The organism is Leeuwenhoekiella sp. LLG6367-2.1, from assembly GCF_045055775.1.
Taxonomy (GTDB): domain Bacteria; phylum Bacteroidota; class Bacteroidia; order Flavobacteriales; family Flavobacteriaceae; genus Leeuwenhoekiella; species Leeuwenhoekiella aequorea.
The window spans coordinates 2,304,617-2,319,774 of sequence record NZ_CP159331.1; the positions used below are offsets into that span (position 1 = coordinate 2,304,617).

At 35.5% G+C, this 15,158-nt stretch carries 14 protein-coding genes; 5 read left to right on the forward strand and 9 right to left on the reverse strand.

Going from position 1 to position 15,158, the window contains the following annotated elements:
* Positions 1–30: 30 nt before the first annotated feature.
* Positions 31–1,920, reverse strand: coding sequence for a molecular chaperone HtpG (htpG, locus tag ABVM53_RS10505; protein ID WP_405325839.1), 1,890 nt, complete (start codon positions 1,918–1,920; stop codon positions 31–33).
* Between the two features lie 237 nt (positions 1,921–2,157).
* Here htpG and ABVM53_RS10510 point away from each other — a divergent pair, with 237 nt between their 5' ends.
* Positions 2,158–2,847 (forward strand): TetR/AcrR family transcriptional regulator, encoded by a 690-nt coding sequence (locus tag ABVM53_RS10510; RefSeq protein WP_405325841.1) that lies wholly within the window; start codon positions 2,158–2,160, stop codon positions 2,845–2,847.
* Between the two features lie 6 nt (positions 2,848–2,853).
* Positions 2,854–4,164: an ABC1 kinase family protein gene (locus tag ABVM53_RS10515; protein ID WP_405325843.1), complete on the forward strand. Its 1,311-nt coding sequence runs from the start codon at positions 2,854–2,856 to the stop codon at positions 4,162–4,164.
* Between the two features lie 121 nt (positions 4,165–4,285).
* Here ABVM53_RS10515 and ABVM53_RS10520 read toward each other — a convergent pair whose 3' ends face one another.
* The 8 genes from ABVM53_RS10520 to ABVM53_RS10555 all read right to left on the reverse strand — a co-directional run bounded on the left by ABVM53_RS10520 (position 4,286) and on the right by ABVM53_RS10555 (position 12,658).
* A complete protein-coding gene (locus tag ABVM53_RS10520) occupies positions 4,286–5,104 on the reverse strand; it encodes a Cof-type HAD-IIB family hydrolase (RefSeq protein WP_405325845.1) in 819 nt (272 codons plus the stop codon).
* Between the two features lie 44 nt (positions 5,105–5,148).
* Positions 5,149–5,625, reverse strand: coding sequence for a DUF4199 domain-containing protein (locus ABVM53_RS10525; protein WP_405325847.1), 477 nt, complete (start codon positions 5,623–5,625; stop codon positions 5,149–5,151).
* Positions 5,626–5,746: 121 nt separating this feature from the next.
* A complete protein-coding gene (locus tag ABVM53_RS10530) occupies positions 5,747–6,103 on the reverse strand; it encodes a DUF3140 domain-containing protein (RefSeq protein ID WP_405325849.1) in 357 nt (118 codons plus the stop codon).
* A 163-nt stretch (positions 6,104–6,266) separates the two neighbouring features.
* Complete coding sequence (gene secA / locus ABVM53_RS10535; protein ID WP_405325851.1) at positions 6,267–9,626, reverse strand: preprotein translocase subunit SecA; 3,360 nt, start codon at positions 9,624–9,626, stop codon at positions 6,267–6,269.
* A 184-nt stretch (positions 9,627–9,810) separates the two neighbouring features.
* Complete coding sequence (locus tag ABVM53_RS10540; protein ID WP_028374482.1) at positions 9,811–10,032, reverse strand: DUF2795 domain-containing protein; 222 nt, start codon at positions 10,030–10,032, stop codon at positions 9,811–9,813.
* Between the two features lie 143 nt (positions 10,033–10,175).
* Entirely contained in the window at positions 10,176–10,745 is a 570-nt protein-coding gene (locus tag ABVM53_RS10545) for a cob(I)yrinic acid a,c-diamide adenosyltransferase (protein WP_371455892.1), read from the reverse strand.
* A gap of 256 nt (positions 10,746–11,001) precedes the next feature.
* Positions 11,002–12,036 carry an RluA family pseudouridine synthase gene (locus ABVM53_RS10550; RefSeq protein WP_405325854.1) on the reverse strand — a complete coding sequence of 345 codons (1,035 nt, stop codon included), beginning with the start codon at positions 12,034–12,036 and terminating at the stop codon, positions 11,002–11,004.
* Positions 12,023–12,658 carry a PASTA domain-containing protein gene (locus tag ABVM53_RS10555; protein ID WP_128758779.1) on the reverse strand — a complete coding sequence of 212 codons (636 nt, stop codon included), beginning with the start codon at positions 12,656–12,658 and terminating at the stop codon, positions 12,023–12,025. The genes ABVM53_RS10550 and ABVM53_RS10555 overlap by 14 nt, the downstream gene beginning before the upstream one ends.
* Positions 12,659–12,800: 142 nt before the next feature.
* Between ABVM53_RS10555 and ABVM53_RS10560 the strand changes: the two genes are divergently transcribed.
* The 3 genes from ABVM53_RS10560 to ABVM53_RS10570 all read left to right on the forward strand — a co-directional run bounded on the left by ABVM53_RS10560 (position 12,801) and on the right by ABVM53_RS10570 (position 15,144).
* Entirely contained in the window at positions 12,801–13,781 is a 981-nt protein-coding gene (locus ABVM53_RS10560; RefSeq protein WP_405325857.1) for a D-alanine--D-alanine ligase, read from the forward strand.
* A gap of 102 nt (positions 13,782–13,883) precedes the next feature.
* Positions 13,884–14,336, forward strand: coding sequence for a pantetheine-phosphate adenylyltransferase (gene coaD, locus ABVM53_RS10565; RefSeq protein WP_128758777.1), 453 nt, complete (start codon positions 13,884–13,886; stop codon positions 14,334–14,336).
* A gap of 52 nt (positions 14,337–14,388) precedes the next feature.
* Positions 14,389–15,144, forward strand: a complete 756-nt coding sequence (locus ABVM53_RS10570) for a hypothetical protein (RefSeq protein ID WP_405325859.1) — start codon at positions 14,389–14,391, stop codon at positions 15,142–15,144.
* The last annotated feature ends 14 nt before the right edge of the window (positions 15,145–15,158 follow it).

The following is a 15,158-nucleotide window of genomic DNA, read 5'->3' on the forward strand; positions in this document are numbered from 1 at the left end:
TCTAGCTTCTCAAATCTAAGATCTAACTTCCTATTTGATCATCTCATAGGAACGCTTAACAAAGTTAGTTAAAGCTTCTCCTTTTAGCAAACCTTGAGATAAACGAGCAAGGTCCATAGATTGAGTAATTAATCGTTCTTGTTTCTCTTTAGTTTTAGTTGCTAAAATCTCATTTACAAGATCACTGTTAGTGTTAACAATTACATTGTACATATCTGGCATATTACCCATACCAAACATTCCACCACCGCCACCAGTTGCCTGCATCTCTTTCATACGACGCATAAATTCTGGTTGAGTAATCATAAATGGTGCTGCACTACTATCTATAGCTTCTAATTTTACAGTATATGATTTATCTGCAATTGTCTCTTCAAGAAGTGTTTTTAAGCTTTCTTTTTCCTCATCAGAAAGTTTTGAGATTTGTTCTTCATCTTTTTTAATAAGACTTTCAACATTGTCTCCATCTACACGTACAAAGCTAATATTCTCTTTAGAAGTTTCTAATTTTTGTAATAAGTGAGAAACGATAGGAGAGTCTAATAGTAGTACTTCATATCCTTTTGCTTTTGCAGCCTCAATATATTGATGTTGCGAATCTTTATTTGATGCATAAAGAACTATAAGCTTACCATCTTTATCTGTCTGAGTGTCTTTAATTTTCTCTTGCAATTCTGCAAAAGTGTAATAGGTATTATCTACAGTAGGATATAGTGCAAAGGCATCTGCTTTTTCAAAGAATTTATCTTCGCTAAGCATCCCGTATTCAATCACTACTTTGATATCATTCCATTTCTTTTCAAAATCTGCACGATCTTCGTTGAAAAGTGATTTTAGTTTATCTGCAACTTTACGTGTGATATAACTTGATATCTTTTTAACAGCTCCATCTGCTTGTAAGTATGAGCGTGATACGTTAAGTGGAATATCTGGAGAATCAATCACACCACGTAACATGGTTAAAAATTCTGGTACAATTCCTTCTACGTTATCTGTTACATAAACTTGGTTTTGATAAAGCTGAATTTTATCTTTTTGGATATTCATATCCTGGCCTAAACGCGGGAAATATAGAATACCAGTCAAGTTAAATGGGTAATCTACATTTAAGTGAATATGGAATAGAGGCTCCTCAAATTGCATAGGATACAACTCGCGGTAGAATGAGTTATAATCTTTCTCTTCAAGATCTGTAGGTTGCTTTGTCCAAGCCGGGTTTGGGTTGTTGATTATATTGTCAACAGTTTTAGTTTCCGCTTCAGCATCTTCTGGAGCGTCTTCAGGTAATGGAATTGCTTCTTCAGTTGTACCAAATTTAATTGGCACAGGCATAAACTTGTTGTACTTATTTAGCAACTGACTAATGCGATTTTCTTCTAAAAATTCTTCCGAATCCTCAGCAACGTGTAAAACGATTTCTGTACCGCGTTCTGTTTTATCTGCTGGAGTAAGTGTGAATTCTGGAGAACCATCACATTCCCAACGTACAGCTGGCTCATCTTTAAAAGATTTAGTTATAATTTCTACTTTACGAGCAACCATAAATGCAGAATAAAAACCAAGTCCAAAATGACCTATAATACCACTATCTTTAGCCGAATCTTTATATTTATCTAAAAATTCTTCTGCTCCAGAAAATGCAACTTCATTGATGTATTTCTGAACCTCTTCTTCGGTCATACCAAGACCTTGGTCAATAATACGGATGGTTTTTTCCTCTTTATCAACCTTAACTTCAATTATAGGATTCCCATATTCTACACTGGCTTCACCTATATTAGTTAGGTGCTTTAATTTTAGCGTAGCATCTGTTGCATTTGAAACTAATTCTCTTAAAAAGATTTCATGGTCACTGTACAAGAATTTCTTGATTAGCGGAAAAATGTTCTCAACAGCAACATTAATTTTACCTGTAGACATAGTGTATGATTTTTTTAAAATAGCCGACTAATTTATCGGATTATTTATGTTTTAATTCGTGACCTAGTAATACTACCAGATTCTCTTCCCTAAAGTCAAAAAAAGTACCAAATGTAGGGTTGTGACAAACTGACACAACTTTCAAAATTGCTGAAAGAACTTTAACTAAAGATTTTGTTTACTTTTTTTGATTAGGGGTTAAACAGTTTTAAATTTACATCAGTAAACCAATAAGATATGGCTACCACAAATAAAAAAAACACTATTAAACAAATTGCTCCCAGTCTCTCTAAAGAGTTAATTACGACAATGTATATGGAGTATGTTTTAGAAAATGGTCATCGACCAACTTCGGTATTTAAGTTTTGTAAAGACCATAATATTGAGGAAGGTGCTTTCTATAATTATTTTGGTTCTTTTCAGGGTATAAGAGAAAATATTTGGGTGAGTTTCTATGAAAATACGATTGCGGTATTACGCAAGAACCCAGCCTACGCAACATACCCGAATAGGGAAAAGATGCTTTCATTTTTTTACACTTTTTTTGAAGTGTTAACTGCAAATCGTAGTTATGTGCTTTTTGCTTTGCAAGAGCAAAAGGATGCTTTAAAAAGTTTAGGTCAATTGAGAGATTTAAGATTGAAAGTGAGAGATTTTGCAGGTAACTTGATAGAAGAAGCTAACGAGGAAAAATCATCACGTCTTACTAAAAATCCGGTTTCGATATTTAGTGAGGGTGCTTGGCTGCAAACTTTATTCTTGATTAAATTTTGGATGGACGACAATTCTGCTCGTTTTGAAAAAACAGATGTAGCTATAGAAAAGTCAGTAAACGCAATTTTTGATGTGTTCAATACTACACCATTAGAAAGTATTCTTGACTTTGGGAAATTTATATTTAAAGAAAATTTTTCAAGATCTAATTAAGAACCTATGAAAACGATAGATTACATCCCAACTAATAAATTACAGCGTGCTTCACAGTTAGTTCGAACCGGCGTGAAAGTAGGGGGTAATTATGCAAAATACTACGGAAAGAAAGCATTTAATGGCGAATTAACTCGAGAAGAGTTAGATTCTGAAAATGCTGAAGATATATACGATGGCTTAAAAAGTTTAAAGGGTAGTGCGCTTAAAGTAGCACAGATGTTGAGTATGGAAAAAAACATATTGCCAAAGGCATATGTGGAGAAGTTTTCATTATCCCAATTTTCTGTACCACCATTGTCTGCACCCTTAGTGAGAAAGACGTTCAAAAAATATTTAGATAAATATCCGGAAGAGATATTTGATACATTCACAACTCAAAGTGTAAATGCTGCTAGTATCGGTCAGGTGCACAAGGCAACATTAGATGGGAAAAATCTTGCTGTGAAAATACAATACCCGGGAGTTGCAGATAGTATTAGTAGTGATTTGGCTCTAGTGAAGCCTATTGCTAGCCGGATGTTTAATCTAAAAGGTAAGGACAAAGAAAAGTATTTTCAGGAAGTTGAAGACAAGCTTTTAGAAGAAACAGACTATATTTTAGAAGTGTGTCAAAGTATGTCGATTACTGAAAAATGTAGTGTAATTCCGAACTTAAAATTTCCTAATTATTATCCAGATTTGTCAAGTGAACGAATCATCACAATGGACTGGATGACTGGAGAGCATTTAAGCGAATTTACAGCGCATAACCAAGATCAAGTTGCTGCAGATAAAATAGGGCAGGCCCTATGGGATTTTTATATGTATCAAATGCATCATTTGAAAGCAGTACATGCAGATCCTCATCCAGGTAATTTTTTAGTGGATTCAGAGAATAATTTGATCGCAATCGATTTTGGTTGTATTAAAAAAGTTCCTGAAGAATTCTACACTCCCTATTTTGAATTAGCTGAACCTGAGAATATCAATAACCCTGATATTTTTAGAAATAAAATGTTTGAGTTAGAGATTCTGAGAGCAGATGATTCTGAAGAAGAGCTTAAATTCTTTTCAGAGTTGTTTCACGAGATGCTTAGTTTATTTACTAAGCCATTTCATCACGAAAGCTTTGATTTTAGCGATGAGTCATTTTTTGCCCATATTGCAGATCTAAGTGATAAGTATTCTAAGGATACCCAGTTGCGTAAAATGAATGGGAATAGGGGAAGCAAGCATTTTTTATATATAAACAGAACCTTTTTTGGTTTGTATAATTTAATGCACGATCTAGGTGCAAAAATTACAGTGAATAATTACACAAAATATTTGAATTAATAATTGAAGATAATAATTGGTTAGTAAGATTATTGGTTAGGTTGTTTTGAGAGGCGCACTTTTTGGTTGGAGGGCGCCTCTCGCTTTTTTTTCTATTAGTTACTACATTCTAATTCTATAGTTAATGAAGAAACTTTTCAATTGCTAGTGCAACTGCATTCTCTTTATTAGAAAAATCACTTACATAGTCTGCAACTTCTTTCACTTCTTGTGTAGCATTTGCAACAGCAATTCCGAAGCCTACATTTTTAATCATTGTAATGTCATTATAATTATCGCCAAATGCAATCACATCTTCCATTTCTAGATTATAGGTGTCTTTAATTAGCTGTTCGAGCGCAGTGCTTTTATCTATATTTTTTGCACTTATTTCAAGATACGTATCCTTAGATCTGTAGAAGTGCGCCTCATTTCCATGCGCTTTCTCCAGCACTTTAATTAAATCGTCTAACGCCTCAGGATCACCCATACACATTATTTTATGAGGTTGTTCATTAATTGCTTCTAATACGGCAATATGATCCTCTAAGGGTGTTAGAACGGGTTCTACGCGAGTAGTTCTTATTTCGCGTGTGGTCCAGTAGTCTTCTTCAGCCGTTCTCCAGGTATCTGTGCAATATGTACTAATGTTGTAATCAAAGCTTTTTTGATGTTGGATTACCGTATCTAAAAAGGCAAGTGAGACCGTGTGACTATGCAAAGTTGATCCTCTGCTGTCAAGGACTAATCCACCGTTGTAGCATATTAACGGACTCCCGTGTGCACCTATTTTCTCTTGCACATAATACATTGCAGAAGGCATCCTTGAAGATGCCAATATTATCGGAAAATCTTTAGGTAGCTTTGCAAATGCCGATGCTGTTTCGGGAGCAATATCACGATCTGTATTGAGTATTGTTCCATCGATATCAGAACAAAGAAGTTTTAGTTTTCTTTCCATAACTCAAAGATAACACAAGCATTTTTTAATAAAGAATAACCGCTTTATTTCCTTTTAATAAATGCGGAAACTAGTGCTGTAATAACAAATCCAAATGCCAAACTACTCACCACAGATTGAAGTAAGTATCTTTTTAAATTAAATAACTCATTAGCTTCTTCGGGACTTGCTATGCCGCTAGAAACTGCATATTCTATTACATTTTCAAAATAATACGGACTAATAACTTCGCTAATAATAAACTGAGCGGGGATGGCTAGAATTGCTATAAATACAGTTAAGATTAATCCAGATATGAAAGCTTGTTTATAGGTGATTATTCCTCCGTAGAAATTATTTCTTTTATCTATTAAAGCGATAAAATAAATGGCAATAGCCGGTAAATAAAAAAAAAGAGTGTAGAGATGATGCTCATCAATTTTCTCATCGTGCCAGCCTAAAAAGCGCTCAACACACATCCAAACCAACAAAAATATGGTATAGATAAAAGCCCATTTCAGCTCTAGACGTGGAAATGTCATAACTCAAGTATTAAAGCAATTATGAAGATACTATAAAAATTTAATTATAGAAATATTCTGTGCTTAGGAGAAGTATGTATCGATAAAAGGGTAGGCGTGGCTGGTAGTTTGTAAGCGAGAATTAGTTATATTCTTTTACTTTTTTCTTCGCTTGATTTTTCTTTTTCACATCATAACCCAAGTTGCGTAATGAGTTTTCCCAGTCTAGTTTAGTATGAGGAACTCGGCTTCTTGTATTTTTAATATACTTAATACGCTGCAAAATGCTTTGAATAAAAAGACAGTCAGATTTTGTTAGATCTTCGGTATCTTTCATTAAAATCACTAGAAGTTTGTTCGATTGATCCATAGATGGAGCATCGTCATAATTAGCTACGGTTAATGGTGCAATGTCGGTGCGCAACCAGGCACGTAACTCAACGGCTTTCATATTAGTAGCCTCTTTTAATTCTTGATGTAAGCGATTTTTACTGTACAATTTATAAAGTAGTTAGGGTATAAATTTAAGGGTATTGTATGTCTCTTTGTTGGCTGCAATATTAAGTTTGTGTGAAGAATATTTAGGAGTGATTTCACGAATGTTATTAACAAAAAACACCCGTTATTAACGGGTGTTTTTTAAAGAATTTTAGGATGTTTTCTTATTCATCTACAAGAACCCAATCCCCATTATCTAGCAATGGAATTGCCTGTTTAAATTTCATCGATTTGTTCTCACCATTCATAACGTGCTTGATAGTAACTTTATCATTACGACCTATTTTAGGACGTTCACGAGTAATTGTTTCAGTCACTTGTTGACGTTGAGGTTGCGTATTGCCAGCAGATCTGTTTTGTGAAGCGCGCTCATCAAGATTAGGAATTTCTTCTTTGCTTGTTTGCACTTTTTCAGCTTGCTTCACTTGTCGAGCTTCTCTAATCTGGCTTTCTTGTTGTACAGGTAATTCTCCTTTAAATAGGAAAGAAATTACATCTTTATTAACCTGGTCAATCATTTGCTTAAACAATTCAAAAGCTTCAAACTTATAAATTAATAAAGGATCTTTTTGCTCGTGAACAGCTAATTGAACGCTTTGTTTAAGCTCATCCATTTTACGTAAATGAGTTTTCCAGGCGTCATCAATTATCGCTAATGTTATATTCTTTTCAAAATCTGTAATTAACTGTTTCCCTTTAGATTCATAAGCTTCTTTAAGGTTTGTTACCACCTTAAGTTCTTTGATACCGTCAGAAAAAGGAACAACAATGCGCTCATAATTACTATCTGGATTCTCATAAACATTACTTATGATAGGGAAGGCAACTGCTGCGTTGCGCTCCATTTTTTCTCTGTAATGTATAAGAGCAGCATCATAAACTTTTAAAGCTAGTTGTTTAGCTGAAGTTGACTCAAATTCCTTTTGATCAACCGGACTACTCATTGAGAAGAAACGAATTAATTCAAATTCGAAATTCTTATAATCCTGAGCCGCTTTATTTGTTTCAGCAATTACTTCAGAAGTATCATAGATCATATTTGCGATATCTACACGCAGACGTTCTCCAAACAAAGCATGGTAGCGACGTTTGTAAATTACTTCACGCTGTGCATTCATCACATCATCATACTCTAGTAAACGCTTACGTACCCCAAAGTTGTTTTCTTCTACTTTCTTTTGAGCGCGTTCTATAGATTTAGAAATCATTCCGTGTTGAATAACTTCTCCTTCTTTAAGACCCATACGGTCCATCATTTTTGCGATACGTTCTGAACCGAAAAGTCGCATTAAGTTATCTTCTAAAGAAACATAAAATTGCGAACTACCTGGATCACCTTGACGACCGGCACGACCACGTAACTGGCGGTCAACACGTCTTGAATCGTGACGTTCTGTACCTATGATAGCGAGACCACCAGCATCTTTTACAGCTTTGCTAAGTTTGATGTCTGTACCACGACCTGCCATGTTAGTAGCAATAGTTACCTGACCAGAGTTACCTGCATCTGCTACAATATCTGCTTCTTTCTTATGTAACTTCGCGTTTAATACATTGTGAGGAACTTTTCTTAACGAAAGCATTTTACCTAACAATTCTGAGATTTCTACCGAAGTGGTACCTATAAGTACAGGTCTTCCCGCATCTACAAGATTTTGTACTTCGTCTATAACAGCATTGTATTTCTCGCGTTTAGTTTTATAAACTTTATCATCACGATCATCTCGTGCGATTGGACGATTTGTAGGGATTTCTACAACATCTAACTTGTAAATTTCCCAAAGTTCACCTGCTTCTGTAACAGCTGTACCCGTCATCCCTGAAAGTTTGCGGTACATTCTAAAGTAATTCTGAAGTGTTACGGTTGCAAAAGTTTGAGTAGCGTCTTCAATTTTTACATGTTCTTTTGCTTCGATAGCTTGGTGTAGGCCATCGCTGTAACGACGCCCATCCATAATACGACCGGTTTGCTCATCAACAATTTTTACTTTGTTGTCCATTACCACGTATTCAGTATCCTTTTCAAATAAGGTATAAGCTTTAAGCAATTGATTCATCGTATGAATACGCTCGCTCTTAATGCTAAATTCTCTAAAAAGTTCTTCTTTCTTTTCAGCTTCCTCTTCAGAAGTTAAGTTAGCGCTCTCGATCTTATTAATTTCTACGCCCATTTCTGGCATGATGAAGAAATTAGGATCGTCTTTACCAGACAGATGCTCAATACCTTTATCGGTAAGTTCTATCTGATTGTTTTTTTCATCTATTGTAAAATATAGGTCAGAATCAATCACATGCATTTCGCGATTGTTATCCTGCATATATTGATTTTCGGTTTTTTGTAGCAGTAAGCGAATTCCCTCTTCACTAAGGAATTTAATTAACGCTTTGTTTTTAGGTAAACCTCTGTAAACGCGTAATAATAATATAGCTCCTTCTTTTGTGTCGCCGGAAGCTATTAATTTTTTGGCTTCTGAAAGCGTACCTGTCAATTGCTGGCGTTGCAAATTAACTAAGCTATCAATCTTAGGTTTTAAAGCATCAAACTCGTGCTGATCCCCTTTAGGAACCGGCCCAGAAATAATTAATGGGGTACGGGCATCATCTACAAGTACCGAGTCAACCTCATCAACAATTGCATAATTAGGAGCGCGTTGTACCAGATCGTTTGGCGCGTGAGCCATATTATCTCTTAGGTAGTCAAAACCAAATTCATTATTTGTACCGTAAGTTATGTCTGCCGCGTATGCTTTGCGACGCGCTGCTGAGTTAGGCTTATGAAAATCTATACAATCAAGGGTAAGACCGTGAAAATTAAACAAAGGTGCCATCCAGGCACTATCCCTTTTAGCTAAGTAATCATTTACTGTTACTAAGTGAACCCCTTTTCCGGTAAGCGCATTTAAATAAACCGGAAGAGTAGCAACCAGGGTTTTACCCTCACCCGTTTGCATCTCAGCAATTTTACCTTGGTGCATTGCCACACCACCTATGAGCTGTACATCGTAATGTATCATATCCCACGTAATTGCTTTACCAGCTGCATCCCAGCTATTAGCCCAGACTGCGTGATCACCATCTAAGGTTACATAATCTTTTTCTGCACTCAATTCGCGATCAAATGCATTTGCGGTAACTTTAATAGAAGTGTTGTGGTAAAAACGTTTAGCAGTTTCTTTAACAACGCCAAAAGCTTCTGGTAAAATATCATTAAGTACCTGCTCGCTTATAGTGTAGGCGTCATCTTTAAGCTTATCTATTTCTGTGTAGATCTCTTCTTTGCGATCTATATCCTCAGTTTCATCTGCTTCTGCCTGTAATTTGAGTTGAGCAGCGTTATTATCTGCGAGAGCGTTAGCAATTTTAGCTTTAAACTCAGTAGTTTTTTGCCTTAATTCATCGTGAGAAAGTTTCTCGAGTTGAGATTCGAAACTTTTTATTTTTTCAACAATAGGTTGTATAGAGGCGACATCTTGTTTTGATTTGTCTCCTACAAATACCTTTAATACTTTATCTAATAAGCCCATAATTTGGTAAATAGTTTATTATCAATAGATTGCTTAAGTTGCGCTTGAGGCGTGGCTATTAATAAATTAATCTTCCGATAAACGCAACGCTATGTTACGACAATTTGCTTTCTCAAGCAGTTCAAATTTAAGCAAAAAAAAAGCCTCAATGCGAGACTTTTTATGTGTTTACGTGATGTAAAATCTAGTATTCATCCTCATTCCAGAGGTAGTCGTCGTCAGACGGGTAGTCTGGCCATATCTCGTCAATAGAATCATAAGAATCACCTTCATCTTCCATAGATTGTAAATTTTCTACAACCTCAAGTGGCGCTCCCGTTCTAATTGCATAATCAATCAATTCATCTTTGGTAGCCGGCCAAGGTGCATCGCTTAGGTGAGAGGCTAGTTCTAATGTCCAGTACATAGTTAACGTATTTAATTTTTTGCAAAAATAAATTTATTAGCGTAATAACCAAGGAAAATATCAATTAATTCAATATTATTTTTAAGAACGTATGTAATCTGTTAAGATAACGGTACTTATGACTTAAAACGAATACTGAAAAGCTATTTTTCTGGTATCCACTTAATCTCTTTTGCTTGTAGCTGATTTGACAAGAAACGTGCCATTACAAAGAGATAGTCAGAAAGACGGTTTAAATATTTTAAGGCATTATCTTCAAACGGAACTTCTTGATAAAGAGCAGTTGCCAGTCGCTCTGCTCTACGACATACACTGCGCGCTATGTGACAGAATGACACTGTTTGATGCCCTCCGGGAAGTACAAAGTGAGTCATAGGAGGTAGCTGTTCATCCATGATGTCCATTTCGGTTTCCAGAAGTGCGATATCAAGATCATTTATACGCTTAATATCTAATCGTTCTTTACCATTTTTTAAGATTGCCTTTTCAGGGTCAGTCGCAAGAATTGCACCTATAACAAATAGTTTTTCCTGAATAGTAATAAGTTGTTTTTTACTATTTGAATCTATTTCTTGATCGCGTAGCAAACCTATATGTGAATTGAGTTCGTCAAGTGTACCGTAACTTTCAATACGAATGTCGTGTTTAGAAACACGCGTTCCTCCAAAGAGTGCTGTAGTACCTTTATCTCCGGTTTTTGTATAAATTTTCAAGATATTGAATTTTTTAATTTGAGGAATTATCTCCCTGATCACGCTGGTTTTTTCTTTCAAAGTAGTCCGCTCTAAAACTGCGTCGTTTTCGATCCCTCATTTTACTTTGATTACGCTTATTATTTTTCATTACCGCAAGAAATAATAAGGCAAGGACAACGACAATGAGTATTGTCTGTAAATTTTCAGGTATAAAATCTAGCATACTTTAAATTTAAGATAAACTATAAGTTTTCCGCGTAAGCGCTATCAAAAATTACTCCATCGCATGCTTGGCATAACCACGCCACTTCTCGATGCAGTCTACCATATCTTGTGGGATATCACTGTTAAAGCTCATCCATTCACCGGTTTTAGGGTGCACAAAACCTAATGTTTTAGCATGTAATGCTTGTCTAGGCAATATTTTAAAACAATTGTCTACAAACTGTTTGTACTTTGTAAAGGTGGTGCCTTTTAAAATAGCATCTCCTCCATAGCGCTCATCGTTAAATAGGGTGTGTCCTATGTATTTTAAATGCACGCGTATTTGATGGGTACGACCGGTTTCTAACCTACACGAAATCTTAGTTACATAACCCAAACGCTCTAAAACTTTATAATGCGTTACAGCTTCTTTACCCTGATCACCTTCCGGAAAAACTGTATTCTGCATACGATTTTTAGGATGTCTGCCTATATGACCTTCAACTGTACCTTCTTCTTCTTCGACATTTCCCCAAACGATTGCTACATATTCGCGCTCGCTACTTTTATCAAAAAACTGTTTGGCAAGGTGAGTCATTGCAGCTACGGTTTTTGCCACCACCAGCAGGCCACTTGTATCTTTATCAATTCTATGTACAAGTCCCGGTCTGCCGCTACTGTTTTCAGGTAAATTTTCGAAATGATAGATTAGAGCGTTTATTAATGTGCCACTGTAATTACCATGTCCCGGATGAACGACCATGCCTGCAGGTTTGTTTACCACCAGCAGTGTGTCATCTTCATAAACTATATCTAACGGAATATTTTCTGGAGTAAGTAAAAACTCATACGGCGGATGCTCAAACATTACGCGAACGACATCACCTGCTTTTACTTTGTAATTTTGTTTTACGACTGCACCATTAACTTGAATATTTCCGTTTTTAGCTGCAGTTTGAATTTTATTACGCGTTGCTTTCTCAATAAAATTCATTAAAAACTTATCTACACGCAGAGGTTCTTGACCTTTTCCTGCGGTAAAATTATAATGTTCAAAAAGCTCGTCTTCTTGTTCGTCTGGTCCTTCTGTATTAAAATCCTGCATCTTCTAATTCTTCATCTTCGTTAATAGAATCATCTATATCTACTGAATCTTCAGTAGCATTATTGTAATAATTATCTTTTCCATTGCCTACAACAAGGTCTATAACAGACATTTTACGCAATCTGTCACCTTCTTTTAGGGTAGTCCCGTTATGTCTTAATTCTAAAACTTCATCTTCAGAAATGTGATCGCGCAGGTCTATTCTACCTACTTTGAATCCTAAAGCAAGTAATGTAGGTTCTACCTGGCGCTGTGTTCTTCCTACTAATGCAGGGATTGCAATCTCGCGGTATCCGGAAGGATTTAAAACGAGATATATTTTTCTGTTTTCCTTTACAAATTTCCCTGCTGCAGGATTTTGCTCTATGACAGAGTACGTAGGGTAATCTGGATTGTAATTAGAAGAATCAATCACAATGTAATTTAAATTAGCATTGTCAAGCTCTTGCTTTACTAAGCTTAACGACATTTTACTAAGATCGGGAACTGCAATGCGCTCATCGTGATTTGTAGAAGAGCTAAGCCAAAACATAAAGGCAAATCCTAAAATAACCAATACGATTAAGGCAAGAAGTAGCTGCATTAAAAATGCTTTGCTAAATATAAATTTTATTAGTCCCATACACATGCGATTTTGCGGCTACAAACTTAGTTTAAAATTGGGTGACCCTCAATTGCAATCATTTTTTTTGCCTATTTATTCTAAAAATAGCGTTCTTTGAACCCGATTTATTATTAAGAAACGCAAAGAGTTATTATTTACTATGTCAAAAAAAAATATAGCGGTTATAATGGGTGGTTTTTCTAGCGAGGTAGCGATATCGATGCTTAGTGGAAATACAGTTTGTAAACATCTTGACACTTCAAAGTATACAGTTTATCCTATTTCTATAATAAAGGAAGGTTGGTTTTGCAGCCATTCTGATCACAAACCATTTCCGGTAGATAAAAGTGACTTTTCTATTACCATAGACGGTACAAAGATAAAATTTGACTGTGTGTTTAATACCATTCACGGAACTCCCGGAGAAGATGGCACATTTCAAGCCTACTTGGAGTTGCTGGGTATTCCTCAAACAGCTTGTGATTATTATGAAGCCGCCCTTACTTTTAACAAGCGTGATTGTATAAGTGTACTTAGTGCGTATGGTATTAAAACGGCGACAAATTATTTTTTAAATAAAGGTGATGTTATAAATACTTCAGAAATTGTTGCGAAGGTAGGTTTACCCTGTTTCGTAAAAGCCAATAAAGCAGGTAGCAGTTTTGGGGTATCTAAAGTCTATGAAGAAGATGCACTCGAAGCGGCAATTGCAATTTCGTTTAAAGAGGATGACGAAATTATAATCGAATCATTTTTAGAGGGCACAGAAGTTTCTGTAGGTGTAATTAATTACCACGGAAAAATACAAGCGTTGCCGGTCACCGAAATTGTAAGTGACAATGACTTCTTTGATTATGAAGCAAAATATGCTGGTAAATCACAAGAAATCACTCCTGCACGCATCAGCGACGAGCAAACAAGCACAGTACAGCGAGAAGCAGAAAAGGTTTTTAAAGTTTTAAAACTAAAAGGCCTTACACGTGCAGAATTTATTTTTCATAATGGGGAGCCTCATTTTCTAGAAGTAAATACAACTCCGGGTTTGAGTCCGGCTAGTATCATTCCGCAGCAGGCAAAAGTAGCAGGCATGAGTCTGACAGACTTATTTGATAATGTAATCGAGCAAGCGCTTAACCAATAGAGGTTATATAAAAGTGTCAATTTGCTTTCAGTTGAAAGCTTATTGATTCAATAAATATTCCTCATACATTTTGTACTTTTAATTTCAATCGATATAACGTCTATGAAACGCGCAGTTTTTCCAGGATCTTTTGATCCACTTACATTAGGTCACTACGATATTATTGAGCGTGGGTTAAAACTCTTTGACGAGATTATTTTAGCTATAGGTGTTAATGCAGATAAAAAGTATATGTTCACCTTAGAACAGCGAGAAACTTTTTTGAAAGAATCATTTAAAGACGAGCCAAAAATTAAAGTAATGACCTACAAAGGACTTACGGTTGATTTTTGTAATGAAACAGATAGTGCGTTTATATTGCGGGGACTCAGAAACCCCGGGGATTTTGAATTTGAAAAGGCAATCGCACATACAAATAGAAAACTTTCTCAAATTGAAACCGTATTCCTGCTTACATCATCTGGGAAAAGTTATATTTCCTCATCAATAGTGCGAGACGTTATACGCAATGGAGGTGACTACACGGGGTTAGTACCAGACGCTGTCCGCATTTAAATCTTTGCAACTTTTTGACAGCGAATAGGTCTTTAATTAACAGATCTATTTTATGCTGAGAAAAATTCTAGTTTTCATTATTCTTTTAATTGTTCTTAAGGGCTATTCTCAAAAAACTACAGGTAAGGTGTACGCAGATAACAAACCTATGGAAGGTGTGTTGATAATTAATACTACTCAAAATAGCATGGCTTCTACAAATGCTAAAGGAGATTTTAATTTTGCTGCAAATATTGGTGACTCTTTGGTTTTTAGCGCATCCTTTTTTAAAACCCAAATAATTCGTGTACAAGAATATCATTTAAATGAGATTTGGGTTGTAGAATTATTAGAAAATAGAAACGAACTTGATGAGGTGCTTTTAACGGGTATGTCTAAGGCGAAGGAGTTTAGTGTTGCCGAGTACAGCAAGAACTTTAATAGCTGGCTTCAAAAAGATATTAGAGATAACCCCTACGCTTATAGCCCGCCATCTTCTGGGGGCGGAATCGATTTTATTGCTTTAGGCAAAATGATACTTAAGGGTATTAATAATCAAAAGAGAAATGATAATCAGGCAGCCAAGCGTTTTAGAATTTTAGGTCTTGAAGAATTAATTGTTTTCTTTAAGAAAGATGATTTTTTTAATGAAGATTTGCTTCGGAATCAATTAGCCGTTTCTAAAAAAGAGGAGCCTACATTTTTTGACTATTGTCAAAGTCAGCAGATAGATTCCAGATTATTAGATAAAAAGAATCAAATTCGGTTTTTAGATTTTTTATTGAAAAGAAGCGATGAATTCCACGATCTAGCAATTACCGAAAACTAACACATTTAATCTCT

Coding starts and splice junctions, on each gene's coding strand:
- ABVM53_RS10525 (WP_405325847.1), bottom strand. CDS start 5,625: ATGACATTTCCACGTCTAGAGCTGAAATGGGCTTTTATCTATACCATA.
- htpG (WP_405325839.1), bottom strand. CDS start 1,920: ATGTCTACAGGTAAAATTAATGTTGCTGTTGAGAACATTTTTCCGCTA.
- coaD (WP_128758777.1), top strand. CDS start 13,884: ATGAAACGCGCAGTTTTTCCAGGATCTTTTGATCCACTTACATTAGGT.
- secA (WP_405325851.1), bottom strand. CDS start 9,626: ATGGGCTTATTAGATAAAGTATTAAAGGTATTTGTAGGAGACAAATCA.
- ABVM53_RS10560 (WP_405325857.1), top strand. CDS start 12,801: ATGTCAAAAAAAAATATAGCGGTTATAATGGGTGGTTTTTCTAGCGAG.
- ABVM53_RS10515 (WP_405325843.1), top strand. CDS start 2,854: ATGAAAACGATAGATTACATCCCAACTAATAAATTACAGCGTGCTTCA.
- ABVM53_RS10540 (WP_028374482.1), bottom strand. CDS start 10,032: ATGTACTGGACATTAGAACTAGCCTCTCACCTAAGCGATGCACCTTGG.
- ABVM53_RS10520 (WP_405325845.1), bottom strand. CDS start 5,104: ATGGAAAGAAAACTAAAACTTCTTTGTTCTGATATCGATGGAACAATA.
- ABVM53_RS10550 (WP_405325854.1), bottom strand. CDS start 12,036: ATGCAGGATTTTAATACAGAAGGACCAGACGAACAAGAAGACGAGCTT.
- ABVM53_RS10555 (WP_128758779.1), bottom strand. CDS start 12,658: ATGGGACTAATAAAATTTATATTTAGCAAAGCATTTTTAATGCAGCTA.
- ABVM53_RS10570 (WP_405325859.1), top strand. CDS start 14,389: ATGCTGAGAAAAATTCTAGTTTTCATTATTCTTTTAATTGTTCTTAAG.
- ABVM53_RS10510 (WP_405325841.1), top strand. CDS start 2,158: ATGGCTACCACAAATAAAAAAAACACTATTAAACAAATTGCTCCCAGT.